At 71.5% G+C, this 24,661-nt stretch carries 17 protein-coding genes and 1 pseudogene; 11 read left to right on the forward strand and 7 right to left on the reverse strand.

Annotated features, from left to right (window positions below; genetic code table 11):
• Positions 1–36: 36 nt before the first annotated feature.
• Positions 37–5,232: a family 43 glycosylhydrolase gene (locus ABZ928_RS37435; RefSeq protein ID WP_361528750.1), complete on the reverse strand. Its 5,196-nt coding sequence runs from the start codon at positions 5,230–5,232 to the stop codon at positions 37–39.
• Positions 5,233–5,493: 261 nt separating this feature from the next.
• Here ABZ928_RS37435 and ABZ928_RS37440 point away from each other — a divergent pair, with 261 nt between their 5' ends.
• On the forward strand, positions 5,494–5,697 hold the full coding sequence (locus ABZ928_RS37440) for a hypothetical protein (RefSeq protein ID WP_361528752.1): 204 nt from the start codon (positions 5,494–5,496) through the stop codon (positions 5,695–5,697).
• Positions 5,698–5,749: 52 nt separating this feature from the next.
• On the opposite strand, the pseudogene ABZ928_RS37445 reads toward ABZ928_RS37440, so the two are convergent.
• Positions 5,750–5,905: pseudogene (locus tag ABZ928_RS37445) on the reverse strand (VOC family protein); the annotation flags it as partial.
• Positions 5,906–5,990: 85 nt separating this feature from the next.
• Complete coding sequence (locus tag ABZ928_RS37450) at positions 5,991–6,731, reverse strand: SDR family oxidoreductase (RefSeq protein ID WP_361528754.1); 741 nt, start codon at positions 6,729–6,731, stop codon at positions 5,991–5,993.
• 71 nt (positions 6,732–6,802) lie between these two features.
• Here ABZ928_RS37450 and ABZ928_RS37455 point away from each other — a divergent pair, with 71 nt between their 5' ends.
• The 3 genes from ABZ928_RS37455 to ABZ928_RS37465 all read left to right on the forward strand — a co-directional run bounded on the left by ABZ928_RS37455 (position 6,803) and on the right by ABZ928_RS37465 (position 9,739).
• Positions 6,803–7,480: an HAD-IA family hydrolase gene (locus ABZ928_RS37455; RefSeq protein ID WP_361528756.1), complete on the forward strand. Its 678-nt coding sequence runs from the start codon at positions 6,803–6,805 to the stop codon at positions 7,478–7,480.
• A 57-nt stretch (positions 7,481–7,537) separates the two neighbouring features.
• The gene (locus ABZ928_RS37460) at positions 7,538–8,401 is read left to right on the forward strand and encodes an LLM class flavin-dependent oxidoreductase (RefSeq protein WP_361528758.1); all 864 of its coding nucleotides are present in this window, start codon (positions 7,538–7,540) and stop codon (positions 8,399–8,401) included.
• Between the two features lie 63 nt (positions 8,402–8,464).
• Entirely contained in the window at positions 8,465–9,739 is a 1,275-nt protein-coding gene (locus tag ABZ928_RS37465; RefSeq protein WP_361528760.1) for an MFS transporter, read from the forward strand.
• Between the two features lie 9 nt (positions 9,740–9,748).
• Here ABZ928_RS37465 and ABZ928_RS37470 read toward each other — a convergent pair whose 3' ends face one another.
• The gene (locus tag ABZ928_RS37470) at positions 9,749–13,792 is read right to left on the reverse strand and encodes a TIR domain-containing protein (protein ID WP_361528762.1); all 4,044 of its coding nucleotides are present in this window, start codon (positions 13,790–13,792) and stop codon (positions 9,749–9,751) included.
• Between the two features lie 137 nt (positions 13,793–13,929).
• Here ABZ928_RS37470 and ABZ928_RS37475 point away from each other — a divergent pair, with 137 nt between their 5' ends.
• The 3 genes from ABZ928_RS37475 to ABZ928_RS37485 all read left to right on the forward strand — a co-directional run bounded on the left by ABZ928_RS37475 (position 13,930) and on the right by ABZ928_RS37485 (position 17,538).
• A complete protein-coding gene (locus ABZ928_RS37475) occupies positions 13,930–16,080 on the forward strand; it encodes a hypothetical protein (RefSeq protein ID WP_361528764.1) in 2,151 nt (716 codons plus the stop codon).
• 77 nt (positions 16,081–16,157) lie between these two features.
• Complete coding sequence (locus ABZ928_RS37480; RefSeq protein ID WP_361528766.1) at positions 16,158–16,586, forward strand: OsmC family protein; 429 nt, start codon at positions 16,158–16,160, stop codon at positions 16,584–16,586.
• An 85-nt stretch (positions 16,587–16,671) separates the two neighbouring features.
• Positions 16,672–17,538: a GNAT family N-acetyltransferase gene (locus tag ABZ928_RS37485; RefSeq protein ID WP_361528768.1), complete on the forward strand. Its 867-nt coding sequence runs from the start codon at positions 16,672–16,674 to the stop codon at positions 17,536–17,538.
• Positions 17,539–17,582: 44 nt separating this feature from the next.
• Here the strand turns inward: ABZ928_RS37485 and ABZ928_RS37490 are convergent, their stop codons facing one another.
• Positions 17,583–18,251, reverse strand: coding sequence for a helix-turn-helix transcriptional regulator (locus ABZ928_RS37490; protein WP_361528770.1), 669 nt, complete (start codon positions 18,249–18,251; stop codon positions 17,583–17,585).
• A gap of 241 nt (positions 18,252–18,492) precedes the next feature.
• Between ABZ928_RS37490 and ABZ928_RS37495 the strand changes: the two genes are divergently transcribed.
• The gene (locus ABZ928_RS37495; RefSeq protein WP_361528772.1) at positions 18,493–19,182 is read left to right on the forward strand and encodes an alpha/beta hydrolase family protein; all 690 of its coding nucleotides are present in this window, start codon (positions 18,493–18,495) and stop codon (positions 19,180–19,182) included.
• A 34-nt stretch (positions 19,183–19,216) separates the two neighbouring features.
• Here ABZ928_RS37495 and ABZ928_RS37500 read toward each other — a convergent pair whose 3' ends face one another.
• The gene (locus ABZ928_RS37500) at positions 19,217–20,446 is read right to left on the reverse strand and encodes a SpoIIE family protein phosphatase (RefSeq protein ID WP_361528774.1); all 1,230 of its coding nucleotides are present in this window, start codon (positions 20,444–20,446) and stop codon (positions 19,217–19,219) included.
• Positions 20,447–20,702: 256 nt separating this feature from the next.
• Between ABZ928_RS37500 and ABZ928_RS37505 the strand changes: the two genes are divergently transcribed.
• The 3 genes from ABZ928_RS37505 to ABZ928_RS37515 all read left to right on the forward strand — a co-directional run bounded on the left by ABZ928_RS37505 (position 20,703) and on the right by ABZ928_RS37515 (position 23,833).
• Positions 20,703–21,128: a YciI family protein gene (locus ABZ928_RS37505; RefSeq protein WP_361528776.1), complete on the forward strand. Its 426-nt coding sequence runs from the start codon at positions 20,703–20,705 to the stop codon at positions 21,126–21,128.
• Complete coding sequence (locus tag ABZ928_RS37510; RefSeq protein WP_361528778.1) at positions 21,121–22,266, forward strand: DUF6596 domain-containing protein; 1,146 nt, start codon at positions 21,121–21,123, stop codon at positions 22,264–22,266. Before ABZ928_RS37505 ends, ABZ928_RS37510 begins: the two co-directional genes overlap by 8 nt.
• 313 nt (positions 22,267–22,579) lie before the next feature.
• Entirely contained in the window at positions 22,580–23,833 is a 1,254-nt protein-coding gene (locus tag ABZ928_RS37515) for a sulfite oxidase (RefSeq protein ID WP_361528780.1), read from the forward strand.
• 46 nt (positions 23,834–23,879) lie between these two features.
• On the opposite strand, the gene ABZ928_RS37520 is transcribed toward ABZ928_RS37515, so the two are convergent.
• A complete protein-coding gene (locus ABZ928_RS37520) occupies positions 23,880–24,572 on the reverse strand; it encodes a haloacid dehalogenase type II (protein ID WP_361528782.1) in 693 nt (230 codons plus the stop codon).
• Between the last annotated feature and the right edge of the window lie 89 nt (positions 24,573–24,661).

Below are 24,661 nucleotides of genomic sequence, written 5' to 3' on the forward strand. Positions count from 1 at the left end.
GGGACACAGCCCCCAGGCGCTCCCTCATGCGTGCACCTAGTGGGTGCCGATCGTGACCTTGCCGGTGATCTTGGAGCCGGCGGTGTTGTCGTAGACGACATCACCGCCGGACGTCTTCCAGATCCTGATGCGGAAGGTGTCCGGGGCTTCGGTGGCCGTGATCCGGAAGCGGTAGCCGTCGCTGCCGTTGACCGTGCCGGACCCCTGGTACACGGCCTGGTTGCCGGTGACCACGAGCCAGTCGGAGCCGGTGGAGCGGAACTTCAGCCGGGCGGGGCCGAAGTCGAAGGACACCTGGCCGGTGGGAACCGTGGCCGTCTTCCCGTAGAACGCGGTGAAGAAGAAGCCGGCCTTGCCGGTCAGCTCCGGCTTGGCGGGGTAGGCCCCGGCCGGGGAGGTGAGGACACCGGTGCCGAGCGCGGGTCCGGCGGAGCGGTCGTAGACGATCAGCTCGGGGAGCGTCTCGCTGTCCGAGGCGCCCTCGTCGTCGGTGACGGTGATCACCGGGTGCCGGATGCCCGCCTTGCGGTAGGTGTGTTCGGCCCGGCAGCCGGTCGCGGTGACGGTCCCCGCCGAGGGCGCGGTGCCGTCCTTCCAGTCGACCGCACAGGTGTGGCTGTCACTCGTGCCCGGGTCGCTGAACCCGGCGGTGACGACCGCCCGCTGGCCGACCGACACCGGCGACTTCGGCCCCGTGACGGAGCCCAATACCGGCGCCGCGTTGGCGATCTCTACGGTCGCCGTGTCGCTGCTGCGGCCGCCGGTGAGGGTCACCTCGTAGGTGCCGTCGTCGGTGCAGGTGAGCGTCGTGCTCGCGGCGGAGGCGTCGGCGAAGGCGCAGGGCGCGCCCTCTTCGGCCGTCCACTGCGCGGGGCCCGCCCCGGAGAGCGTGCCCTCCAGCCGGATCGCCGCGCCCTCGGTGCCCTTGGTGTCGGGGCCGGCGTGCACGATGGTCACCGGGTCGATGCTGGTCAGCGTCGGCACGACCTTCTTGATCAGGCCGTCCGCGTCGAACTCCAGCTTGTCGATGGTCGTTTCACGATGGGTGCCGTCGCCACCGGGGATCGCGAACCGGTGGTAGGCGATGTACCAGTCGTCGGTGCCCGGCACGTGCACGACGGAGTGGTGGCCGGGACCCTTGATGCCGAGGGAGAGGTCCTTCTCCAGGATCACGCCCCGCTTGGTCCACGGGCCGGTGGGGGAGGAGCCGGTGGCGTACGCGACGCGGTAGTTCTCGTCGCGGGTGTCGTTCTCCGACCACATGAAGTAGTAGGTCCCCTTGCGCTTCACGACGAAGGAGCCCTCGTTGTAGCCGCTGGGGGTGATGTCCTTGATCTTCGTGGCGTCCAGGGACGTCATGTCGTCGTTCAACGGGGCCACGTACGCGTGCCCGTTGCCCCAGTAGAGATACGACTGCCCGTCGTCGTCCGTGAAGACCGCCGGGTCGATCATCTGGCCGCTCAACTGGCCCGCCTTGAGCAGCGGTTGACCGAGGGCGTCCTTGAACGGACCCGTCGGGGAGTCCGAGACCGCGACCCCGATGTTGGCGTCGGCGCAGAAGTAGAAGTAGTACTTGCCGTCCTTCTCGGCGATCGTCGGCGCCCAGGCCCTGCTGTCCGCCCAGGACACGTCGGGGCCGAGGTCGAGGATGACGCCGTGGTCCTTCCAGTGGACCAGGTCGGTGGAGGAGTACGCCTTGAACTGCGTGCCGCTCCAGCCCTCGAAGCCGTCGGTGGTCGGGTAGAGGTAGAAGGTGTCGCCGAAGCGCACGATGTTCGGGTCGGCGTTGAGCCCCGGCAGCACCGGGCTCTTCATGACGAGCGCGGAGACGGTCCAGGTGCGCTTCTTGCCGTCGGATCCCGTCACTTCGTACGTCACGGGCTTGCTGAAGTCCTGGACGCTGCCCGAGGCCGGGCTGATCGCCGCGCCGTGGGCGAGGGTGAACTCCGGTGCCAGCGCGGTGAGATCGGTGCCTTCCTTCATCGGCAGGGTGATCTTGCTGTCCGCGTTGTCGACGATGGCGTCGACCTTCAGCCTGGACTCGGTCGCCTTGGCGATGCCCGCCGTGTTGCCGCTGAGCTCCATGACCTCCGCTGCCGACAGGGCCCGGCCGTAGATGCGGAAGTCGTCGACCTCGCCGCCGAAGTAGGGGTCGGCCGAGTACAGGGAGCGGCCGATGTAGCCGCTGTAGTCCTTGGCGGCGTCGTACAGTTCGGACGGCTTGATGCCGGTCGTCGTGCGGGCCGCCTCGACGCCGTCGACGTAGAGGACCATGGTCCCGGTCGAGCCGTCGAGGGTGACGGTGACATGCCGCCACTCGCCGGGCGTGAGCTGCGAGCCCGCCGTCAGCTTCGACTCCGCCGACCAACTCGCCTTCGTGATCGCCGAGTAGAGGCTGCTGCCGCCGTTGGACGGCGTGGCGAACAGGTACTTGTTGCTGTCCGGGCCGAGCCCGAACAGCCACTGGAAGCTGCTGCCGCCCTGCCACTTGGCGTACATCGACACGGTCACGCTGTCGGTGTTCTTCAGGACGCCGTTCGGGATCTTGACGTACGGGGACGTCGAGGAGTCGCCGGACATCTTGAACGAGCCGCCCTCGACGCCGGTGCCGAAGTCGGGCGTACGGACGTAGGTGCCGTGGTTGCCGTGGCCGCTGGAGTCACGGGCGATGTTGCCGCCGGTCTCGTCGAAGTCGTAGTGCAGGAGCAGATCCGCCGGGACGTCCGGGCCCTCCTCCGAGACGGTGATCTCGGCCCGGACCGGGATCGCGGTGCCGTCCGGCAGACCGCCGGTCACGGTGAAGGTGCCGGGCTGGGCGTACTGCGACTCCGCCACGTCGTCCCAGGTGACGGCGACGGGGCGCTTGACGCCGTCGGCGTACGTGGCGATCACGGTGGCGGGAAGCACCGGTGCCTGACCGGTCTTGGTCTTCACCGTCACGTCCTCGACGCTCTCCACCAGCTGGTCGGGCTGGTAGGCGCGCAGCAGCCGGTCGTACTCGGCCTGGGTGACCGGCAGCACGGTGCCGTGGCGGGGCCGGGCCGGCAGGTCGTAGGAGGTGGACGGGGTCCAGACACCGGAGCCGAGGTCGGTCGTCTCGAAGGGGAGGTAGCCGCGGCCGCCGAACTCGTCGAGGAACGCGTACCACTTCTCCTCGGTGTTCGACTTGAACACCAACGGCCCCTCGGCGGCGCTCATCGCGCCCTTGCCGATGCCCTCCGCGACCGCGGTCCAGGACGGGTTGAGGATCGAGTCGCTCTTCTCCTCGAAGATGAACTTGCTGTTGGGCGTGGAGGAGGTGTTGTTCCGCTCGTCCTTCGACAGCCGGTAGTAGGTGCCGTCGTGCTGGATCATCGTGGAGTCGATGACCGAGTAGCCGCGGTCGATCCAGACCTTGGGCTCGCTGAAGGTGTAGAAGTCGCGGGTGGTCGAGTACATCATGCGGTTGTAGGTGTCGCCGGAGTGCGCCTCGTTGTCGTACAGCTTCGACGCCCAGAAGACCACGTACTCACCGAGCCCGGAGTCGTAGTACGCCTCCGGCGCCCAGGTGTTGCCCGCGCTGTCGGGGGAGACCTTCACCAGCCGCTGGTTCGTCCAGTGCACCAGGTCGGTGGACTCCCACACCATGATGGACTTGCTGCCGGAGCGCTGGGCGGCGTCCCAGTCGCCGTTGCCGTAGATCCTCAGGTCGGTGGCGATCTGGTAGAACTTGTCGCCCTCGGGGGAGCGGATGATGAACGGGTCGCGCAGGCCCTTCTCGCCGAGCGTGGACGTCAGGACCGGCTTGCCGTCGTTCAACTCCCGCCACTTCAACGGGTCGTTGCCCTTGCTGAGCGCGGCGTACAGCTGCTCGCCGTCCGAGGTGCCCTCGCCGGTGAAGTAGCTGAACATGTAGCCCTTGAGGGCTTCCTTCGCGGGCAGTTCGGGGACCTTCGCGGTGAAGACGCGGGTCGCCTTCGCGTCGCCCTTGGTGACGGTGGCGGTGAGTTCGACGGTGGTGGCGCCGTCGCCGTGCGCGGGACGGTGGACCACGCCCTCGGCGGAGACGACGTCGGCGTCGGCGGAGGACCAGGCGACCTCGGTGCCGTAGTCGCCGTCGGCCGGGAGGGTGAGGTTGCCGCGTACGTCGTCCAGGTTGTGGACGGTGAGGGCCTCGGCGGCGCGTTCGGCGGCGGTCTGGTCGTCGAAGGCGGGCAGGACCGTGATGTCGAAGGTCTTGGTGTCGGTGACCGAGCCCTTCTTCAGGGTCGCCGTCAGCGTGGCGTGGCCGTCCGGTTCGCCGGCCGCGGGGCGGGTCACCGCGCCGGAGTCGGAGACCACGTCGGTGTTGTCGCTCTTCCAGCTGATGGCGGAGCCGCCGGCGGTGCCGGTCTTCGGCAGGGTCAGATCGGCGGTCACCGCGCTGGTGTCGCCCAGGGTGAGGGCCGCCTTGTCGTCGGCGACGCCCTGCTCGGCCACGGGGAGCGAGAGCTGCTCGACCTCGGAGGCGGCGAGGGCGCGGTCGTAGACCCGGAAGTCGCGGATCTTGCCCTTGAAGAGCTTGTCGCTGGTGTAGACGGACTTGCCTATGTAGTTGGCGGTCGTGGTGCCCGAACCGATCGACCCCGGAGTGATGGTGACCGAGGTGTTGCGGCCGACCTCCATGCCGTCCTCGTACAACACCCCTGTGGTGCCGGTCTGGGTGTAGGTGAGCTGCTTCCACACCGAGCGGGTCAGGTTGTGCGAGTCGGCGGGCCGGGTGTTCTGCTCGGTCGACCAGTTGCCGGAAGCGACCGCGGTGCGCAGTGAGTTGCCGGTGGTGAAGAGGTAGCCGTTGCCCGTGCCACTGCTGGTGTTGCCGAAGCCGTAGAGGAAGTACGGGGTGGTCTGCGACTCGTCCATCAGCACGTCCAGGGAGACGCTGATCGAGTCCATGCCCTTCATGACGTCGTTCGGCACCTTCACATAGGTGTCCGAACCGTTGAACGCGAGGCCCTGGCCGTCGCCCGTCCAGCCGGCGGTCCCGACCACCGTGCCGTCACGGCCGTTGCCGGAGGCGTCGGTGACGGTGGTGCCGGAGGAGCCGTCGAGTCTGTACCAGAGGGCCAGTCCGTCGGTGAGGTCCGCGGAGTCCGCCGCCTGCGCGGGGACGAGGGGCGCGGCGAGTCCCAGGAACAGCGACGCGACGGTCAGGCCGGTGAGACGGCCCGCCCCGCGTCTCGCGCGGGTGCGCGGACGTGCGAAATACGTCATGTGGGGTTTCCCTGCTGAGGCATGGCTGACGGGGGAGGGAGAGGGAAAAGGCATGGCGGAGAAGGCCGTTGACGGGGGACCGCGGCCGTGGACACCCCGCCGTTTCGGCTGTGTGACGTCGTGTTGCGAGAGTGTCAAACGGGGTGCGGCACACCGTCAAGAGGTTTCGAACAATGTCCGACAGGTCGAACGGATGGTTTGCCCGGCCCACTTGATCTGAGATGATCACCCGAGCTGTAGGAACACAGGGGTGGAGCGAACATGGTGACCGTGGTGCTGATCGGCGTCGTGCTGCTCGCCATCGGCGGATGCGTCTGCGTCGTATGGGCGGAGCGCGGCGGCCCGCGCTGGGTTCGCGTCGTGGCGGCCGTGACGATCGGGCTCGGCCAGGTGGTGAGCAGCTCGGGAAAGCGGCGGAGCAGCGGCGGCGGCGATCAGAGCGACAGCGGCGGCGACGGCAACTAGCACCCCGGTCCGCTCAGCGGACGTCCTCGACCTCCCACCCCATCTGCGTGAAGCCGCCGGACCGGTACAGCAGCCCGCCGGGCCGCTCGTCGACGGGCTCCGGACCCAGCCGCTCGGCCTGGAAACGCCGGGCCCGGTCCAGGTCCTGGGCGGGAAGCCTGGTCGCCACGCGCCCCCTGGCCAGCATGTTCCTGTCGTCCGCAGTCATACCTCCACTGTGCCGCCGCGGAGGGCGAAACGCGGCGGCAACGACGACGGGAGCCTGCCGCCCGACGGCTCGGAGAAGCGGGTCCTCAGGTCAGATTGAGCCCGCCGTCGAGGAGGATGACCTCGCCGGTCAGATAGGTGGAGCCGATGACCGACGCGACGAGGTCCGCGACATCGGAGGGCTGCGCGGGGCGGCCCATGGGTGCGCGGTCCCGCCACAGTTCGTGCGCCTGGGTCCAGTCCTTGGTCATGGGCGTGTCGACCAGACCGGGGGCGATCGCGTTGACCCGGACGTCGGGGGCGAGCGCGGCCGCGAGCAGCCGGGTCACATGGTTGAGCGCCGCCTTGCTCGCGGCATACGGCACCGACGAGCCCTTGGGCCGCACCCCGGCATGGCTGGTGATATTGACGACGCTGCCGCCCGCGGGGGCCGCGCGCAGCGCCGGAAGCGCCGCCGTGCACAGCACCCACGGGGCGATCAGGTTCACCTCCAGCACCTGCCGCCAGTCCGCCGGAGTCGCCGCGGCCAGATCGACGTGCGGGATCGGCCAGCTGATCCCCGCGTTGTTGACCAGCACGTCCAGCCGCCCGTACCGCCCGAGCACCGCCTCCACCAACCCGCGGGCCTCCTCCTCCACCCCCAGATCGGCCCGCACGTACCCCCCGCCGAGCTCCGCCGCCAGCGCCTCACCGGCCTCCGCGCTCCGCCGCGAGTGCACGACGACCCGCATCCCGTCCGCCGCCAGCCGACGCGCGACGGCCTCCCCGATGCCCGACGTCGACCCCGTGACCAGCGCGACGGGCCGATCCGCTGCTTCCCTGCTCATGCCTGTACTTCCATGCTCATGCCTGCGGATCTTGCCATGACCTGCACGACTCCGTCTGGCATGATCACGACGTGACCAGCCACTACACGCGCCCCCACCCCACCAAGTACGTCCTCTTCGACGTCGACGGCACACTGATCGACGCCGTGGCCAACCAGCGCCGGGTCTGGGAGACATGGGCGCTCCGCCACGGACTGGACCCGGTGGAGGTCTACCAGGTGGCCCTCCGCACCCGCCCGGTCGAGACCTTCGCCCAGGTCGCCCCGGAGCAGGACCCGCACGACTGCCTGGCCGCCCTGCACGAACTGGAGGACGACGACGTCCGCACCGGCACCTACTCGGCCTTCGACGGCGCCGCGGACCTCCTGAACTCCCTGCCCCCGACAGCATGGGCGCTGGTGACCTCCAACTACGAACACCGCGTACGGGGTCGCTTCGCCCGTACCGGACTCCCGGTACCGCCCCTCGTCGTGGACGCCGCCGCGGTCACGGAGGGGAAGCCGTCCCCCGTGCCCTATCTGCGGGCGGCCGAACTGCTCGGGGCCCGGCCCGAGGACTGTCTGGTCATCGAGGACGCGCCGTCCGGGGTGCAGGCCGGTCTGCGGGCCGGTATGACGGTGTGGGGCGTCAACACCCCGACGGCCGTGACCGGTGTGCACCGCCACTTCGCCGACCTGCGCGCGGCGGTCCCCGGCATCCTCGCCTTCGCGGGCCTGGAGCTGGAGGGAGCGGACCCCGAGGCGGTGTGAAGCCGCGTGGGTCCGAATTCGGTTGCCCTGCCGGAGTCGGCTGCGCATCCTGCTGGGATGCGTTTCTCCGTCAACATCCCCAACTTCGGTGACTTCGCCGACGTCCGCAACGTCACGAAGGTGGCCGTGGCCGCCGAACAGGTGGGCTGGGACGGCCTGTTCGTCTGGGACCACGTCCTGCACAGAAGGCACCAAGGGCGCCCCTTCGCCGACCCGTGGATGCTGCTCACCGCGGCCGCGCTGGCGACGACACGGATCCGGCTCGGCACCCTGCTGACACCGGTACCCCGGTACCGTCCGCAGCAACTCGCCCGGCAGGTGGCGACCTTGGACCACATGAGCGGCGGCCGGGCCGTCTTCGCGGCGGGCCTGGGCGGGCCGATCGAGGACGAGTACCTCAGCTTCGGCGACACCGCCGAGCCGCACGTCCTCGCCGAGCGACTGGACGAGGGACTCGACCTGCTGGGCCGGTACTGGTCCGGCGAGCCGGTCAACCACCACGGCGGCCACTACGAGGTCCGGGACGTCACCCTGCTGCCCGCCACCGTGCAGCGGCCCCGCCCACCCGTGTGGATCGGCGGCTTCTGGCCCCGCCGCCGGCCCATGCGCCGAGCGGCACAGTGGGACGGCGCCGTGCCACTGTTCGAGACAGCCCGGCACGGGGTCGTCCCGGACGCGGCGGACGTACGGGAGCTGGTGGCGTACGTGAGCAAACACCGTACGGCCGATGCCGCCCACCCCTACGAGTTCGTGCTCGGCGGCGCCACACCCCTGGACCCGGCCAAGGCCAAGGACGTGATCGGCCCGCTGCACGACGCCGGCGCCACCTGGTGGGACGAACGCCAGATCCAGACCGGCCCCGACCTGGACCGTCTGACCCCGGTACTGCGCCGCGTCGAGGCGGGCCCGCCGACGCTCTGAGCGGCGGTTCGCTCGGCGAAAACCACTTGAGGCGCCCCGAGACCGCTGGCACGGTGACCCCTTGTGCCCGCAACCGACGCCCCGCAGAGCCGAGACCGTGAACCACCGGAAGACGGCGGCACGGCGCACGAGCGGCAGCCGCTCCGATCCGCCCCCTTCCGGTGGTTCCTCGCCGGCCAGTCGATCTCCCTGGCGGGCAGCGCCATGGCCCCCGTCGCCCTCGCCTTCGGCGTCCTGGAGGTCACCGGCAGCGCGGCCTGGCTCTCCGCGGTCACCACGGCCGCCCTGGTCCCGACGGTCGCCACGCTCCTGCTCGGCGGCGCCCTCGCCGACCGCCACCGCCGCGACAGCGTCCTGCGCCTGACCAGCCTGGGCGCCGGCCTCGCCCAGGCCGCCGTCGCGCTCCTGCTCCTCACCCACCAGCACCCGGCGTTCCTGCTGGCTCCGGCCGCCCTGGGCGGCGTCTTCCAGGGACTGACCAAGCCCGCACTGCGCGGCATCGTCGCCAACCTCGCGACAGGGCGCGGCATCCAGCGGGCCAGCTCCCTGCTGGCGTCCGTCAGGAACACCACGAAGATCCTCGGCCCGACGGCGGCCGGCCTGCTCACCGCATCCGTGGGCGGCGGCTGGGCGATCGCCGCGGACGCCACGTCCTTCCTCCTGGCGGCGGCGTGCTTCGCCCGGATGTCCCTGCCCGACCTCCCGCCACGCGCCGAGGACGCACCGACGATGCTCGGCGAACTCCGGGAGGGCTGGGGCTACTTCAGTTCCCACGCATGGATCTGGTCCGTCACGACCGCCTTCGCCGCCTACAACGCCCTCAATATGGCTGTCTGGCAGATCCTGGGCCCGGTGATCGCCTACGACACGATCGGCGCCGCGGGCTGGGGCGTGGTGCTGAGCGCCCGTGGCGCCGGGGCGCTGCTGGCGAGCGTGGTGATGGTGAAGCTGACGGTACGGCGGCCGATGGGACCCGCGCTGGCCTCGATGGCGTTGGGCGCCGTCCCGCTGATCCTGCTCGGCGCCGGCGCGAACACCCTCTGGCTGGCGGCGGCGTCCTTCGCGGCGGGGGTGGTCGCCGAGTTCTTCACCGTCGTATGGGAGACCGTCAACAACACCCACATCCCCGAGCGATTGCTCTCCCGGGTCGGCGCCCACGACGAGTTCTGGTCCTTCGTGCCCATCCCTGTCGGCCAGTTGTCCACGCCCTTCCTCGCCGCGGCCTTCGGAACGGCGACGGTCGCCGTCACCGGTGGCGGGCTGGCCGCGCTGGCGATGCTGCTGCCGCTGCTGGTGCCCTCGCTGCGGAGGATCGAGATCAACCGGAACGCCGAGTGAAGCCCGTACTCACGGCCACCAGCGGACGACATCGTCCAGAGCCGTCACGACGGACGCCGGGGTCGCCTCGGTGCCCAGACGGGCGATGTCCCGTGCGGCGTCCGCAACTTGACGGGCGACCTCGACCCGGCTGACACCGGCCGCGCGATGCAGCGCCGGGCGCCAGAAGTCCTGCCAGACGGGAGTGACCGAGGGGGATGCGGCGCGTGCGATCCGGCCCATGAGGTGGATGTCGTCGGCGTGACCGGCACTCGCCGCGGCCAGTGCCTCGTAGCAGACCTCGGCCCGGCGCTCTGGGGGCAGCGCTTCGGCGATGTCCGTCAACACCTTTGTGCGTGCCTGCACGTCGGCGACGAGGCGTGCCTGGGCGTGCGCGTCGGCGAGGACGGGCAGGGCCTCGGCCTCCGGCAGGCAGGACGCGATGAGGATCGTCAACTGGCAGCGCAGCAGGGGGTCGTCGATGTCCTGGGCGAAGTGGTGAAGGTCCTGGAACACTTCTCGCCTCACCGGCTCAGGCAACTGAGGGGCGAGAGCGAGGAGTACTTTGGCCTGGCCGTAGTCGTTGTACAGCGTCTCGGCGGCCTCCATCGTCTGATGGAGTTCTTCCCCGGACATGCGTGACGCCAGCTTCCGTAGCGCCGGGACCATCAAGTCACCGTGCAGACCCAGCAGTTGAAGGCTGACCGGAAGGATGGAGTGGGCCGGAAGGTGTTCGCAGAGATGGGCCAGGGCCATGGCGCGGTAATGCGGGGAGTGTTCGTTGCCCGAGACGTCGACGTCCAGTGCCAGGCGCACCGCGCGGTCGGCCACCGCTTCCGGCAGGTCGGCGGCGGTATGACCGAGCTCCAAGGCGGGCCAGGTGTCGGTAGCGATGAGAGTGAGTACCTCCTCGGCCACCCTGACAGACCGGGGCGAGGCGACATGGGGGAGGAGCCGGCGCAAGCTGTGCAGCCGCTGGTCCGGCGGGAGTGTGTGGACCAGTGCGACTGCCCGGTCGGCCACTTCGTCGCCGGAGAGCGCCGGCAGATGGTGTGCCAGAGCGGCGTAGGCGCGGCTGAGTTCCGCCTGGTCGTCGATGGCGCGGGCCGAGTTCAACGCCTCGGTGATGACGGACAGCCGCTGGTCATGGGGGAGGCGTGGGGCGACGTAGGACAGGGACAGGGCCCGCCGCCCCCGGACCGGTGGGACCGCCCGGGCCGCGGCGAGCGCCTCGGCCAGGACGGTCGGACGTTCGGCCGGAGGCACACGCTTTTCCAGGCTCAGCAGGCCCCTGCACCGGTCATTTGGGGCGGCGAGCGCCCGTACGGCCTCCAGCGCCTCGGGAAGCAGATGCTCGGGCAGCTTCGGCACCAGGGAGGACCAAGGCTGCATACCCGTGCGTTCCGTGTCGTCGCGCGCCATGGCGAACACCGACGAGAGCAGGCGATCGCGTCGCGGCTCCGGTAGTTCCGCGGCCAGGGACACCAGTGCGTCGATGCGCCAGCCGAGGGATTCCTCCTTGTGGGCCGCTCGCAACGCCCGGCTCAGGGTGCGGTGGCGCGCGATTCCCTGTTGCAGGGCGGCGATCTCGATCAGCCGGTGGCAGACCAGTCCGCCGGTGCCCATCGCCCGGGTGGCGGTGAGGGCCTCGCTGATCAGCTGCTTGCGGCGGGACCCGGTGGCGTGTTCGGCCAGGGCCGTCAGAATCTCGGATTCGTTGATCACGTCGTGGTCGCCGAACGCGTTCGTGCGCCGGGCGGCTGCCAGCGCCTCGCCGAGCACCTCCTCCCGCTGTTCGCTCGGAACCAGTCTCGCGAGGGAGGAGAGCACCGTCTGCCGTGTCATGTCGTCGAACCGGATGACGTTCGCGCGCACCCGCCGCAGCGCCTGAGCGACGAACTCGCGGTGCTGCTCTTCGGTGAGTTCGCCCGACAACCGGCTCAGCGCGCCCATCTGGAAGCCATCGGGCTGCTCCACGGCCGCGGCGGCGATCTCCCGGGCGAGCCGGGCGCGTCGGGCGTCGGGCAGCATCGGCAGCAGACCCATCAGCGCGTCTGTGCGGTCGAAGTGCGATGCCGTGACGCGTGCGTACGCGAGCGCCTGGTCGATCGTCCACACCCCGTGCTCCACCAGAGCCGGCAGCAGGTCCGACGGAATGTCGGCGGCCACACTCGTCACGGAACCCCGCATCAGCGCGTACCGCACCTCAAGACCGATCGACTCCGCGCCGCCCTCGGCCCGACCGTCCGTCGCCTCCTCCGCGAGCCCGCGCGCCACAGCCAAGTCCCGTAACCAGGACGCCGTTTCACCGACCCGCTCCTGCACTCCGAACCAGAGGTTGCTGGGCGTCAGTGACCTGCCCACGGCCGTGAACAGATGCCCCTCCAGGGCCAGCAGAGCGTGTACGTCGTCGTGGTCGCCCGCGCTCGCCAGATGGCCCACGAGATGCGCCAGACCGTACCGGTCGACGGGATCGGTACCGAAGTCGACGCTCGCCGCGGCCGGCAGCCCCAGTTCCAGACCGCCCCACCGCTCCAGCAACGCCACCGCCAGCCAGTGGTGCAGCCGACGTACCCCGCCGCTCTCCTCGACGGCATGCCGAAGATGGGCGAACTGGAGGTCGTGCAGGGTGAAATGACGGGTGGCGGAGTCGTACTGGAGCAGCGAGCGCCGCGCGAGCGCGATGAACGACTCCTCGATCTCCCCGGCACCCCCGGCGAATCCTTCGGAGCTCCAGAGCAGACCCGCCACCTCCACGGGCACCGGCGCCCGCCCCTCGAAGACCGCCAGCCGCAGGTACCGCTGCCGCAGGTCGTCCCCGAGCGCTGACACGCTGAGGTCGAGCGCCGCCATCAGATGCGGCTGCGGGTAGTCCGGGAAGTCCGCCCGCAGCCGTACGAGATCCACCTGCCGCAGCTGCGCCAGTACGCTCTCCCAGCTCCAGCCGTCCGCGACCAGCCCGCCCGCGGAGGCCAGCGCCAGCGCGAGACCGCCGCAGGCCTCGACGATCTCGACGGCCTCCGATGGCAGCTCATCGGCAGGACGACCGGCCCACGCCGTGAGCATCCTCAGCCCCGCTCCGGGGTCGAGCGGCTCGACGGGGCACACCGGTCCGCGCCGGGCGAGTACGTCATGGTCGCGCGTGGTGACCAGCAGGACGCACGGGGTGCCGGTGAGGTCGAGGGCGTCCAGCTGTTCCCGGCGCCAGACGTCGTCGACCACGACCAGACGCGGCGCATCCGCGGCCAGCCCCCGCAGCCGTTCCAGACCGGACGCCACGTCGGACACCGGTCGGCTGTCCCCGAGGGCCGTGGACAGCCGCAGCTGGCACTCCACCGGCTCCACGTCGGGGCCGGTCTCCACCCACAGGACCTCGTCGAAGACCGAGCGGACCTCGGCGTCCGCCGCGACGGCACGGGCCAGCGTCGACTTGCCCGAGCCGCCCATCCCCACCAGTCCGACCAGCCCGACCACCGCCCCGCTCGCGGGCAGCAGCAGTTCCCGTACGGCGGTGAGGAGCGGGGCGCGCTCCACGTACTGCGGGGGAAGGGCCGGTACGGGCGGCGGCAGGCTCGCGGGGGTCTGTACCGGTGTGCCAGTGACCTGTCCCGCCGGGATCCGGAAGGGCACCGACTTGACGTCCCACTCACCGTTGACGGCCGCCGTGAGACCGTCCAGCAGACAGGCACGCATCTCCTCCTCGGCCAGTCCGACCAGGTCGATGTACTGGTACTGGCCCAGCAGCGTCCTCGGCGTGAAGTCCTTGATGCGCACCGGAATGAGGCGGCGCTCGGCGCCCAGCGGGTCCTGCCGCATGGCCTCGCCCCACTCCAGGCGGGTCATCTCGCTCTCCTCGTACGCCGGTGAGAGCACCCCGATGGTCCGCTTGGACCAGCGCGCGGCGTCGACGATGAACGAGGGCCAGTTGCTGCCGGGCACGATCTGGAGGTGCTGGTGGGCGACGCGGTACCCGGCCGCGTTCAGCTCCCGGACGATCCAGCCCGCCTCGAACCGGTCGGCCTGGGTGAAGGACACGAAGAAGTCCCAGGAGGAGTCCGACGCCGTCCCACCCATCGATCACCACCGCGCTGCCCGTGCCCGCCCACGACCGACCCGGTCACTGTACGGGCGGCCGGGCGCCGTGTCTGCGGCGTCGGCCGGCGCGGATGCGGACGTCCGGGCTCCGGGCCACCATGAGGAACAGGTGCCCCATGGATCCCATGACCTCGCGCAGATGGCTGCGCGTCCTCGCCTTCGTGGCGGCCGTGCTCTGCACGCTCGTCGTCACGGTGGCGGCCACGGCCCGTGCCACGGTCGTGTCCCCCGGGTTCTACCGGTCGGTCCTGGACGAGACGTCGTCGTACGACCGGCTCTACGACGAGATCCTGGTCGACCCGAAGGCGAGCGCCGTGACCCGCAGTCTGCTGGCCGGGCTGCCGGTGCCGGAAGCGGTGGTCACGTCCAACATCAAGCTGGTGCTGCCCCCGGAGACGGTCAGGGAACTCACGAACGAGCAGATCGCCGCCGTGGTGGGCTACCTCGACGGTGACCGCGGCACCCTTGACCTGAGTGTCGACCTTCAGCCGGTGCTGGCCAACATCAACGACCTGGCGCAGCTCTACTTCGGTGATCTGGTCGCCTCCGTACAGGACCGGGCCGAGCCCGATTTCCCGGCGTTCTCGGCCGCCCTGTCCGACGCGCTTCGGGACGTGGTCGCCGGACGCGTCCCCGGCTCGCTGCCCGCGCTGCCGCTCTCCGAGGCACAGGCCGACCAAGCCGCCGAGCGCATCCTCGCCGCCGTGCCCGCCGAGGACCGGGAGACGTTGCGCCCCGAGGTCGAAGTGGCGCTGGCCGACGGGGACATCGGCACCGTGCTCGCCATCGTGGCCCCCGCCACGGTGACCGAGCGGACCACCGACGCGGCCGCCCGGCTGCGAACGCTGGCGGGCGGCACCCGCTGGGACCTCGACAAGGTCCTGCGCGGCGACCTGTCGGCCGTCCATGACGCCCGCGCCTACACCGCGACCGGCCTCGGGATCGTGACGGCCGTGGCCTCCGTGCTCCTGGTCGCCGCCCTGGTGACGCTGTGGGCGACCGGGTCGTCCGCCCCCGGCCGCCGACCGATGCTGCTGGGCTGGGCCCTCGCCGCGGGCGGTCTGCTCACCGCGCTGGTCGCCGTCCTCGTGCGCGTGGCGAGCGGCGGCCGGTTCCTCGACCCGCCCGCCGGCTGGCCCTCCAGCCTGACCGCACTCGTCGACGACCTCCAGCACACGGCCCTCGACGACATGACGACCACGGCGCTCAGCACCGCACTGGTCCCCTTGATCGCCGGAGCACTGCTCGCCGCCTTCGGATGGGCCCTCCAGACCCGGCCGCGACTGCGCACCGCGACGCCGTACCTCCGTCCGGTGGCCGTCGGCACGAGCGCCGTCGTCCTGGCCGGTCTCGTCCTCGTGCCGCTCGTGGCGAGCCCCTCCGCGCCTCGCCGCTGCCAGGGCAGCACCCAGCTGTGCGACCGGCCCTACGACGAGGTCGCCTACCTGACCTCGCACAACGCCATGTCGACCACCGTCGACCGGTTCATCGGCCCGCTCCAGGACCCCGCCATCACCACCCAGCTCGACGACGGGGTACGGGCCCTGCAGATCGACACCTACCGCTGGGAGAAGGCCGACGAGATCACCGCACGGCTCGCCGAGTCCGACTTCACCGCCGAACAACGGACGTTCATCGCGGCGGCCGTCAACAAGGTCAACCCGCCCCGCGACGGACTGTGGCTGTGCCATGCCGTGTGCCGTGCGGGCGCGATCGAACTCGTCCCGGAACTGCGGGAGATCGGCGACTGGATGCGCGACCACCCCACCGACGTGCTCACGCTGATCGTCCAGGACGCGATCACCGGCGAGGACACCGAGGACGCGGTCGCGCAGGCCGGCCTCTCCGACCTCGTGTACACCCCGGACCCGGACCCGGACGAACCCTGGCCGACACTCGGCGACATGATCGACAGCGGCCGCCGGCTCGTCGTCTTCGCCGAGCAGGCGGACGGCCCGGCGAAGTGGTACCGCAACTTCTACCGCTACGGCATGGAGACACCGTTCGCCTTCCGCAGCCCCGAGGAGATGAGCTGCGTACCCCACCGTGGTGACACCGGCAAACGCCTGTTCCTGCTCAACCACTTCGTCACCGTCAACGGCGGCAGCCGACTGGACGCCGGGACAGTCAACACCCGTCAGTTCGTGCTGGACCGGGTCCACCGGTGCGAGCGGGAGCGGGGCCGGCCGGTGAACTTCATCGCGGTCGACTACACGACGATCGGTGACGTACGCGGCGCCGTGGACAGGCTCAACGCGGACCGCTAGACCGTCACCGAGGCCCAGGTCCCACGACCGGCCCAATGCCGCCGCACCCGGCGACGTACGGTCCTAGGGTGGGCGGCATGACCGACGACTCCCTGCGCTCCGTCACCGTCGAGCGAACCAGCACCGGCCACTTCACCGCGACGAACACCCGCGGCGGCACCCTCAGCTTCGGCACCGGCTCCGACAGCGAGTTCACCCCGGTCGAGCTGCTGCTGGCCGCACTCGGCGGGTGCACGGCGGTGGACGTGGACATCGCCACCAGCCGCCACGCCGAGCCGACCGGCTTCACCGTCACGGTGACGGGCAACAAGGTCAGCGACGACCAGGGCAGCCGGCTGACCGACCTCGCGGTCACCTTCGCCGTCGCCTTCCCCGACGGCGAAGGCGCGGACCGCGCGCGGGCGATCCTTCCCCGGGCCGTCAAGACCTCTCACGACCGCCTGTGCACGGTCAGCCGCACGGTCGAGATCGGCACCCCTGTCACGGCGACGGTCACGGACGCCTGACGGCCTGCCGAAGCGCGGTGCGCCCTGGGCCGCCCGCCCCGGAAACCAGGTGCGGGCGCCCGGTCCGCTGGTGTGGGATCGGGGCATGCCGATCGTGTTGGGCAAGCCGGGAGTCGACGCGCTGACCGAGGCCGTGCGCGTGCTGGGGGAGTGGCAGTACGACGGAGCGCCGCCGCAACTGCACCCGGGCGACCTGGGCTGGTACTGGCGGTTCGGCGCGCAGGCGACGGCCGCCGCGGTCCGCACCTGGAGCCGTGACGGCCGGATCCTCGCCGTGGGCCTGCTCGACGGCCCCGAACTGCTGCGACTGACGATCGCGCCGGATGCCCGGCGGGACGAGGAGCTGACGCGGCGGCTGGTCGATGACGTGACCGATCCCGAGCACGGCGTACTGCCGGCGGGAAAGGCCGACGTCGAGGCACCGGACGACGCGTTGATCCAGGACCTCCTCGCCGAGCAGGGCTGGAACACCGGCGAACCGTGGACCCCGCTGCGCCGCGACCTCACACGGCCGGTGACGGACCCAGGCCGCCGGATCGAGGTCATCGCACCGGAGCGGGCCCACGTACGGACCGCCGTCCAGCGGGCGGCCTTCACCAACTCGACCTTCACGGACGAGCGTTGGCACGCCATGGCGGCCGGTCCGCTCTACGCGGCCGCCCGCTGTCTCGTCGCCCACGACGACCAGGGCAACGCCGTGGCCGCGACGACGGTCTGGTCGGCCGGACCCGGCAGACCCGGCCTCCTCGAACCGATGGGCGTACACCCCGAACACCGCGGCCACGGCCACGGCACCGCCATCACCCTCGCCGCGGCGGCCACCCTCCGCGCCCTCGGCTCATCGAGCGCCCTCGTGTGCACCCCGAGCGCCAACGCGGCGGCTGTCGCCACGTACGAGTCGGCCGGCTTCGAGCGCCGGCCCGGGGTCCGGGACCGGCACCGGGAGGGATAGGGCGGCGCCGCACGATTCTCCCTGTCCCGCCTCACCAGCCTGCGTCATCCGCCGCCCGCTCGGTAGCGGCCCGGTGTCGTGCCGATGATGTCGGTGAACGCCGCGATGAAGCCGCTGGGGTTGGACCAGCCGCAGGCGTAGGCGGTGCGGGTGGTGTCGTGGCCCTCGGCGAGGAGGACGAGTGCGTGGTGGACGCGCAGTTGGGTGCGCCACTCGTAGAAGGTCATGCCGAGTTCGGCGCGGAGGAGCCGGCTGAGGGTGCGGCTGCCGGCGCCGACCGTTCTCCCGAACTCGGCGAGCGTGGAGTTGTCCGCCGGAGTCTCGCGCAGGATCCGGGCGATGGCCCGCAGCCGGTCGTCCTGGGGTTCCGGCAGATGCAGTGGCTGTTCGTGTGCTTCGCGGAGTTCCTCGACGAGGACCCGGTGGAGACGGGCGCGTGCGGAGGGGCTGTAGCCGGGGGCGGCAGCGTCGGCGCGGGGTCCGGTCAGGGCGAGCAGCACCTCGCGGGCGAGGGCGGAGGCCAGGAACACGACGGGACGGTCCGGTACGAGCCGGGCGAGGGACGGCGCGAGGAACACGATCCGCATGTCGGTGTCACCGTGGGCGCGGTGCTGGTGGGTGCACCCGGCGGGGGTCCAGGCGACCCGGTTCGCGGGCACGATCGACGTACCGCGCTCGGTGTGCACGGCGAGGACGCCGCCGGCCGCGTACACCAGGTGTCCCCGTGCGTGCGACTGCGGCGCGCTCGTTCCGCCGCTGGGCCAGAGGTGCCGCCCGCCGGACGGCCACACCTGTGACGTCGGACCGGGGTCCGGGCGAGTCTGAGGTTGGCGGGCAACAGGCATCGGTTGGCAGCCTATCGGTAGCACGCCATTCCCGGACCCGGTGAGACTCGCTTGCAGCGCAATGGTCGTCGGCCGCGCCGAGTGTCCGGCCGGGATAAGGAGAAACGCAATGGCTACGTTCGTCCTCGTGCCCGGCGGGTGGCACGGATCCTGGTCGTTCGAGGCGGTGGTTCCGCTGCTGGAGCGTGCGGGGCACGCCGTGCACGCCCTGACCCTGACCGGTCTGCGGCCGGACGACGACCCCACGACGGTCGCGGCCGCCAACCTGGACACCCACGCCGACGACGTACTGAAGGTCCTCGATCGCGCCCACGTCGGCGACGCGACACTGGTCGGGCACAGCTACGGCGGGATGGTGATCGCCGCGGCCGCCGATCGCGCGGGTGGCCGGGTCGCACGGCTGGTGCATCTCGACGCGTGCGTGCCGCGGGACGGCGAGTCGTGCTGGTCGTCGACGAACGAGTGCTTCCGGGAGGCGTTCGCTGCGGGCGCCGCGGCCACCGGCTACGCCGTCCGGCCGCCGGACGGTGGCGATCCGCGCCGCCGGCCCCATCCCCTCGCCTCGTTCCTGCAGACGGTCCGGCTCACGGGCGCGGCGGCCGAGGTCCCCCGGCGGGAGTTCGTCTACTGCTCGGGATGGGAGGACCGGACACCGTTCTCCGGACTGCGCGCCCGGCTCCGAGCCGATCCCGAGTGGCAGGTCCACGACCTCCCCACCGGCCACGACGCCCTGCACGAGGCCCCGGAGGCGGTCGCCGCGCTCCTGCTCGGCGACGTCACCCACGACCGGCCGTCCTGACCGCGCTCGGCGCGCCTTCGCCGGGTCGCCCGGGTCACAGGCGCAGCACGATCAGGGCGGTGTCGTCCGTGTTGCCCGGACGCGGCAGCAGGTCGGCCAGCAGGGCGTCGGCCAGTTCCTCGGGGGCCGCGTGGCAGTGCGCGGCGAGGGAGGCGGCGAGGCGGCTCAGTCCGGCGTCGATGTCCTCGGTACGGCGTTCGACCAGACCGTCGGTGTAGAGGACGAGGACGGCGCCCTCGGCGAACTCCGTCCGGGCCTGGGGGCGGGGCGCGAAGCGGGGGCGGGCGGCCAGCGGCGGGTCGGTGGCCCCGTCGAGGAAGACCACGCTGCCGTCGGGGTGCAGCAGAGCGGGCGGCGGGTGACCGGCACAGCTGTAGGTGATGCTGTGGTCCTCCCAGTCGATGAACGTCGTCGCCGCCGTGGTCGACTCGGCGCCGTCGACGGACCTGGCGTACATGTCGAGCGCCTCCAGCGCCTGCGCCGGGCCGTCGGCGACCCGCGTGGCCGCGCTGAGAGCGCTGCGCAGCTGCCCCATCGCGCACGCGGCCGCCAGACCGTGACCGACGACATCGCCCACGGCCACCGCGAGGCTCTTGCCGGGCAGCTCGACGAGGTCGTACCAGTCACCGCACACGTTGAGCGCGCCGATGGCCGGCCGGTAGCGGACGGCCGCCTTGTGGTGCTCCAGGGGCCTCGGGTCGGGCAGCATCGCCGCCTGGAGGGCCAGGGCGACCTCGCGCTCACGCGCGTGTGCCTGCCGCAGCCGCTCGTTGACCTCCTTCAGCTCGCGGGCGCGCGTGTACAGCTCGGCCTCCAGCACCCGGGCGCGTCGGTCGCCGTCCGGGCCGCCGAAGGCGCGGATGAGCTCGGTGACCTCCTCCACCCGGTGCACGATCAGCGAGACCTTGCCGTCGGGGCCGTGGACGGGGGCGTTGACCGGGCTCCAGTAGTGCTCGTCCCAGTGCCCGGGGTGCTCGGGATCCTCGATGTCGTAGCGGAGCAGCGCCATCGTGTCGCGCTCGCCGGTGGCCGCCGCGCGCAGCATCGACTCCTTGGTCTCCTGCATGCCGGCCGCCGCCGGGTCGTTCGGGTTCTCGGGGAAGACGTCGAAGATGTAGCGGTTCAGCAGCTGCTCGCGGCTGCGTCCGGCCAGCCGGAGGAAGTCGTCGTTGGCGTCGACGTACACCAGCTCCGGGGTGAGGAGGGCCACCATGCCGGGCAGGGCCCTGAACACCGCCGCATAGTCGATCCGCGGTTCCGCCATGTGCTGCCTGCCTCGGCGCCGAGCGTCTCTGTGCCGTTCCACGATAGGAGTGAAGAGGCGGCACGGCTCGGGGAATGTTCCGACAGGGACGAAATCATGCTTCGAACTGATATCCATCGAAAAGTCGAGCGAGGTGCGGGCGCCCGCGAAAATCCCCGAGAAATTCTCGGCGGACGATGTCGAGAACCCGCGTCCGGCTCCGTCCCGGCGGTGAACGCGACCACAATGGGCCGCACCAGTACCGAGGAGAGCCACCATGGCCAAGTACCTGCTGCTGAAGCACTACCGCGGCGCCCCGGCCCCGGCCAACGACGTGCCCATGGACCACTGGACGCAGGAGGAGATCTCGGCGCACATCCAGTACATGCGGGACTTCGCGGAGCGGCTGGAGAAGAGTGGCGAGTACGTCGACGGGCAGGCGCTCGCCCCCGAGGGGACATGGGTGCGGTACGACGGTGAGGGGCGCCCGCCGGTCACCGACGGGCCGTTCGCCGAGACCAAGGACCTCATCGCCGGGTGGATGGTGATCGACGTCGACAGCTACGAGCGGGCCGTCGAGCTCGCCGGTGAGCTCTCGGCCGCCCCCGGCGCCGGCGGCAAGCCGATCCACGAGTGGCTGGAGCTGCGCCCGTTCCTGAACGCGGCGCCCACCGCCACGGACGAGTGCCACGCCGGTGGATGAGGCACTGCTCAGAAGCCTCACACCGAGCGTACTGACCGTCCTCGTCCGCCGCGGAGCAGACTTCGCGGCGGCCGAGGACGCCGTCCAGGACGCCTTGCTGGAGGCGGTCCGCGGCTGGCCCGCCGACCCGCCCCGGGATGCGAAGGGCTGGCTCATCACGGTGGCCTGGCGGAAGTTCCTCGACCAGACCCGCGCGGACACCGCCCGCCGCCGCCGTGAGGACCGCGTCGAGGAGGAACCGGCGCCCGGACCCGCGCCCGCCGTGGACGACACCCTCCAGCTCTACTTCCTGTGCGCCCACCCGTCGCTCACCGCGTCGTCCGCCGTGGCCCTCACCCTGCGCGCCGTCGGCGGCCTGACCACCCGCCAGATCGCCCAGGCCTACCTCGTGCCCGAGGCGACCATGGCGCAGCGCATCAGCCGCGCCAAGCGCACCGTCTCCGACGTCCGCTTCGACCGGCCCGGCGATGTCGCCACCGTGCTGCGCGTGCTCTACCTGGTCTTCAACGAGGGCTACTCCGGCGACATCGACCTCGCCGCCGAGGCCATCCGCCTCACCCGGCAGCTCGCCGCCGCCATCGACCACCCCGAGGTCGCGGGCCTGCTCGCCCTGATGCTGCTCCACCACGCCCGCCGGGACTCCCGCACCGCCCCCGACGGCAGCCTGGTGCCGCTCGCCGAACAGGACCGCACCCGCTGGGACACCGCGGCGATCGCCGAGGGCGTGCGGATCCTCCAGACCGCCCTCGCCCGCGACCGGCTGGGCGAGTTCCAGGCCCAGGCCGCCGTCGCCGCCCTCCACGCCGACGCCCGGACTGCCGAGGAGACCGACTGGGTGCAGATCGTCGAGTGGTACGACGAACTCGCGCGCCTGACGGACAGCCCGGTCGTCCGGCTCAACCGCGCGGTCGCCGTGGGCGAGGCCGACGGACCCCGCGCCGGACTGGCCGCACTCCAGGCGCTCGACGCCTCCCTGCCCCGCCACACCGCCGCGGCCGCCTACCTCCACGAACGCGACGGCGACCTGGCGACGGCGGCCCGCCTGTACGCCGAGGCCGCCCGCAAGGCGTCCAACCTCGCCGAACGCGACCACCTGACCCGCCAGGCCGCCCGGCTCAACGCCCGCGACAGCCACTGACGGGGCGCGCACGAACAGGAGTTGACGGACCGTCACGCAGTCGCCCCTGTCGGACGCCTGGCATTTGCTCGTACGATGGGCCGCATGATCCTCAGCCGACGCCGCCCCGCCCTCCTGCGGTCCCGCGTGCTCGCCCCGCTCGGCTGTTGTTGATCCTCCCCGCGTAACACCGCGGCCGGAAAGGCCCGTTCGTACTTCCCCGCGCCTCAGGGGGCCTCCTGCTGCCGCGCTCTTTCCGCGCTCCTTCCGCGCACCCCGAATCCGGAATGCCACCCCCCTCGGTCCTCGCCACCTTCCTGAAGGGCAGAGCTCCATGCACACTCCAGAATCCACGTACGACCGCCGCAGACTCCGGCAGTGGCTGGCCGGTGAGGCCCGCGCCGACGGCGTCTCACGACGGGACATGATCCGGCTGCTCGCCGCGGCGGGTGGCGCCCTCGCCGTACCTGCGGGCCTCAACTCCGCGGCAGCGGCGGCCACTTCGCCGGGGATCGTCAAACCGCTGCCGGACGACTGGTTCACGGTGCGCGGCACCAACGCCGAGACCCGGTTCGCCTCGCTCGCGGACACCGGCTACCACACCCCCGTGGACCACTTCTTCGTCCGCAACCACACCTCGACTCCCGTTCTGGACGCCGCCGACTGGACCCTCACCGTGCACGGGGACGGCCTGGTCCACGGCGGCAGCGTGGAGTTCACCCTGGACGACCTCAAGAGCCTTCCCGCGGTGACGCGTTCGGCGTTCGTGGAGTGCGCGGGCAACGGGCGCAGTCACTTCACCTCCCAGCAGGGCCAGACCGTCACCGGCACCGCCTGGACCCTGGGAGCGATCGGCACCGCCCGCTGGCGCGGCGCGCGGCTCTCCGACGTCCTCAGGCGCGCCGGGCTCAGCCGCAGTGCCGTCGACGTGATGCCCCGCGGCCTGGACCCCGACTACGTGACCGCCGACGGGACCAACCTCGGCCGGGTCCGCCGCCCCCTGCCGGTCTCCAAGGCGCTGGACGACGTACTGCTCGCGTACGAGATGAACGGCGAGCCACTGCCGTACGACCACGGCCACCCCGTACGCGTCCTCGTCCCCTCCTGGGTCGGCATCGCGTCGATCAAGTGGGTCGGTGACATAGAGGTGTCGGCCCAGCCGCTGTACTCGCCCTGGAACACCGACTTCTACCGTCTGTTCGGGGCCGCCTACCCGCCCGGCGGCAGCGAACCGCTGACCCGGCAGACGGTGAAGAGCGCCTGGGAACTCGCCTGGGACGCCAGCCTGGACGCGGGCCACACCCATCGCCTGACCGGCCGCTCCTGGTCCGGGGCCGGCGGCATCGTCCGCGTGGACGTCAGCACGGACGGCGGTACGCGCTGGCACCGGGCCCGGCTGCACGATCCCGCGCACCGAGGGGGCTGGGTCCGCTGGTCCACCGACTGGCGCCCGCCCGCCCCGGGCCCGTACAGCCTGCTCGCCCGCGCCACGGACAGCGCCGGCCGCACCCAGCCGGACACGACGGTGCTGAACACGCAGGGGTATCTGTTCGACGCGGTGGTACGGCATCCGGTGACGGTGGTCTGAGGACGGGGCTGGTGGGCGTCAGCCCCTCGCCCGCCTGCCCGCCTCATCAGGCACTCTTGTCGAGTTGGTCGGCCAGGTCGGTCAAGTCCGTGGCGTACAGGTCGAAGTGGTCCGCGGTCGTGGGCGGATCGCCGACGGGACGGGCGACGTAGGCGGTGCGGAAGCCGGCGGCCTGGGCGCCGCGCAGGTCCCAGGCGTGGGCGGCGACCATGAGCAGCCTCTCCGGTGGGCGTCCGGAGACGGTGACGGCCAGTTGGTAGACGGCCGGGTCCGGCTTGTAGGTGCGGACGTCCTCGGCGGACAGGGCCTGGTGCCAGCGCAGTCCGGCGTGCGCGTCGATCTCCAGAAGCGCGGTCCGGCTCGCGTTGGACAGCCCCAGCACCGGCAGGCGTTCGGCGAACCGGGCGAGCCCCGCGACGGTGTCGGGCCACGGGGGAAGCCGGCGCGCGGCGCGGGCCAGAGCCGCCACCGCCGTCTCGTCGCCGACTCCCACGGCGTCCGCGACGAGACGGGCTGCCTCCAGGTCGAGGACATCGCTGGTGAGATAGGGCCGCCCGCCTTCGAGGACGAGGCGCTGCGCACCCTCGACGTGCCGCTGCCACAGAGACAGCAGCTCCTCGACCCTCGGATCGTTCAGCGAGGGGTCGAGGGCGCGAATACCGGCACGGATACCGGCGGGTTCGTCGACGAGGGTGCCGAGCACGTCGAAGACGACGGCGTCGATGTCCGGCTGGGCCATGGGAGAGGTCTCCTGGACGAAGCGGGAGGGGACAGGACTCCGGGTCCAACACCGGGGGAGCGCACCCTGATTCCGTGATCGCGAGCGCT

The sequence above is a fragment of the Streptomyces sp. NPDC046909 genome (assembly GCF_040644695.1).
Lineage (GTDB): Bacteria > Actinomycetota > Actinomycetes > Streptomycetales > Streptomycetaceae > Streptomyces.